General features: G+C 68.5%; 3 protein-coding genes. 1 reads left to right on the top strand and 2 read right to left on the bottom strand.

What is annotated here, in order from left to right; genetic code table 11:
• A partial coding sequence (locus tag FV228_RS26485) for an anti-sigma factor (protein WP_187277924.1) occupies nucleotides 1-240 on the top strand: 240 nt, incomplete at its 5' end.
• 63 nt (nucleotides 241-303) lie between these two features.
• Here FV228_RS26485 and FV228_RS26480 read toward each other — a convergent pair.
• The gene (locus tag FV228_RS26480; RefSeq protein WP_147857251.1) at nucleotides 304-873 is read right to left on the bottom strand and encodes a fasciclin domain-containing protein; all 570 of its coding nucleotides are present in this window, start codon (nucleotides 871-873) and stop codon (nucleotides 304-306) included.
• A 239-nt stretch (nucleotides 874-1,112) separates the two neighbouring features.
• Nucleotides 1,113-2,108 carry a transporter gene (locus FV228_RS26475; RefSeq protein ID WP_147857250.1) on the bottom strand — a complete coding sequence of 332 codons (996 nt, stop codon included), beginning with the start codon at nucleotides 2,106-2,108 and terminating at the stop codon, nucleotides 1,113-1,115.
• Nucleotides 2,109-2,607 lie beyond the last annotated feature (499 nt).

The raw sequence follows: 2,607 nt of genomic DNA, 5'->3' as shown, positions 1-2,607 counted from the left end.
GCCCAGGTCCGGCCGGTCGGGGCCGAGGCGCCCGCGGGCCGAAGCCTGGAGCTGTGGTATGTCGGCGCCGAGGGCCCGAAGCCGCTCGGCCTCGTCGGGGGCGGTGCGACCCGGGTGACCCTGCCGCAGGGCGCCGCGCCGGACGGGGTGCTGGCGGTCTCCGTGGAGCCTCCGGGCGGCTCGCCGAGCGGCCAGCCCACGGGACCGGTGGTCTATACCGGCAAGCTGATCGCCGAGTAGCCACAGAGAAGAACCCGCAGCGCCGGAGCGGCGCCGCGGGTGGGTCGGATCACGAAATCCGGATCAGGGGGTCAGCACGGCGTTGATCACGTGGATCACGCCGTTCGACTGCATGACGTTCGGGATCGTCACCGTGGCGGTGTTGCCCTTCACGTCGGTGATCAGGACCTTCTTGCCCTGCACCGCCACGGCGAGCGGCTCGCCCTCGACCGTGGTGAGCTGGCCCTGGCCGCCGCCCTTCTTGACGAGCGCCACCAGGTCCTGGGCGGTGTAGACGCCCGGGACCACGTGGTAGGTCAGGATCTTGGTCAGCGTCGGCTTGTTCTGCGGCTGCACCAGGCTCTCGACGGTGCCCGGCGGCAGCTTGGCGAAGGCGGCGTTGGTGGGCGCGAACACCGTGAACGGGCCGGGGCCGCTCAGCGTCTCGACGAGGCCGGCGGCCTTCACGGCGGCGACCAGGGTGGTGTGGTCCTTGGAGTTGACCGCGTTCTCGACGATCGTCTTGCTGGCATACATCGGCGCGCCGCCGACCATCGGGTTCTTGGCGTAGGCCGCGCCGGTCGCACCGAGGCCGAGGGTCAGAGCGAGGGCGACCGCCCGGGCCGCGCGCCGGCCTCCGATAACGTTGAGCATCCTGGTATTTCCTTCCCTGACGTATCCCGGGATCGAGCGAGCGCCGGGATTGCGTCGGCGCCTACGGGGCTTCGGGCGGAAAGGTTTCGCAGGATTGGATTATTGCCCGTGTCCTGCGCCAGGCATGAAAAAACCGCCCGGCGGGGAGCGGGGCGGTTCGCCGTCCTGGCGGACGGTGTCGTCGAGATCCGGGATCCCCCGCCGCCTGCGCGGCGGGAGACCGGTATCTTGGGGGTCGATCAGTACTTGCGGACCAGGGCGGTCGGGACCGGCGAGGCGGCGGGCGCCGCCGAGTACAGCGGCACGATCAGGCGCACCCAACCGTCCGTGGAGTAGTTGTCGCGAACGCGGCCGAATGCGTTGGCGTACTGCGCACCGGTCACGACGTCGCGGGCGACGTAGGCCTGCATGGTGAAGACCTTGAAGTCGTAGCCGATCAGACCGCCGATGGCGAACCGGCCACGGTTGCCAGCGGCCAAGCTGGCCTGGCTGATGTCGAAATTGTAGGTGCCGTAGGCGATTGGACCGATCTCGAAGTTGCCGAACTTCTTCGTGGCGGTGAGGTCGAAGTTCAGGGAGTCCGAAATGCGGAGCGGGCCGATCGCGGCGCCGACCTGGCCGGGGAAACGACCGGGCGAGTCGTAGATGTTGGCGGTCAGGTTGCCGGTGATGTTCCAGCCATCGCCGGTGTAGCTGGCGGCGACGCCCATGCGGTAGGTGTTCGAGGAGAGCTGCCCCAGCACCGGTGTGGCCGTGGTGCCCTGCGGCGTGATGATCGAGCCGCGGTCGCCGTTCAGGTCGTTCAAGTACACGCCGCCCAGCAAGCTGACGCCGAAGTTGTTGCCCAGGTCGAACGCCCAGACGCCGGCGACGAAGGTGCCGACGTTGATCGAGATGTCCTTATTGGCGACGCCGGCCGGGTTGCGGGAAAAGGCGAACACGGTCGGGGCGGCGACGAGGAACTCGACGCGGCCGCCGAACGGCACGAACGGCGTCGACCACACGAGCAGCGGGATGTTGACTGCGGTGTCGGCGGAGCCGCTCAGCGCGGAGGACGGCGCGTCGGGCCGACGGTACGTGAAGGTGTTGATGGCGTAGATGCCTTCCGGCAGCGGCGCGCCGACGGCGAGGCCGACCTGCTCGCCGGGAACCGTGGTGGTCTGCGCCTGAGCGATCGTCGAGGTCATGCCGACCGTGAGCGCGACCGCGCCGGCCGCGAGCCAGTTCTTCATCATTGTTTCAATCCTTCCCAAGGTCTCAAGGCATCCGTCCCGCATTCGGCACTACCCTGCCGGTCTGCTCGCCATTGGCGGCTGCCGACTTCCGGTGTGCCGAGCGCCCCCACGGAGCCCGCCCGTCTCAACGCCAATGACTATTCTACAGAGACCTGCGGAATGACAGTGGAATGCCGGTCGAAGCGGCAAAACCGGCCGAACCGTTGCGCAAAAGACGCATTTTTGCGGCGATGCAACACAGTCCCCAGGATTGAATAGCGGGCGGCCGGCCGGCAAAATATCGTTGAACGGTCAAGCTGTTGCCCGGGACCTCCCGGCACTTTGGCGGGAGAATCCGGCAACTGTGGGTGGGTGAACGGGCATTCGTCCCAGCCGGGCGCCGAACCCGGAAACCCCGCTCCGGACGGCCGATCCCCGGCCGAAGACGGGCGAGAGGCGCCCGAATCACGGGGCGCGGAGGCGGTCCCGGGCGGATTTTCGGGCCGCACCCGGCAGAATC

Source organism: Methylobacterium sp. WL18 (assembly GCF_008040015.1).
Lineage (GTDB): Bacteria > Pseudomonadota > Alphaproteobacteria > Rhizobiales > Beijerinckiaceae > Methylobacterium > Methylobacterium mesophilicum.
This window is presented reverse-complemented; position numbering and strand designations above follow the sequence as displayed.